Source organism: Streptomyces achromogenes subsp. achromogenes (assembly GCF_000720835.1).
GTDB classification, from domain to species: Bacteria; Actinomycetota; Actinomycetes; order Streptomycetales; family Streptomycetaceae; genus Streptomyces; species Streptomyces achromogenes.
Window position 1 is genome coordinate 1 of the sequence record NZ_JODT01000145.1, and the last position, 237, is coordinate 237.

Annotated in this window: 1 protein-coding gene; it reads right to left on the reverse strand. The window is 65.0% G+C overall.

Going from position 1 to position 237, the window contains the following annotated elements; translation table 11 throughout:
- Positions 1-237: Hsp70 family protein (locus tag IH25_RS38320; RefSeq protein ID WP_037656569.1), on the reverse strand; the 237-nt coding region annotated here is incomplete at both ends.

Here is a 237-nt window from a genome sequence, read left to right on the forward strand (position 1 = left end):
ACGTGCATGATGCCGTTGGCGTCGATGTCGAAGGAGACCTCGATCTGCGGGACGCCGCGCGGCGCCGGCGGCAGACCGGTCAGCTCGAACATGCCGAGCCTCTTGTTGTACGCCGCGATCTCGCGCTCGCCCTGGAACACCTGGATCTGCACCGACGGCTGGTTGTCCTCGGCCGTGGTGAAGATCTCCGAGCGCTTGGTCGGGATCGTGGTGTTGCGCTCGATCAGCTTGGTCATG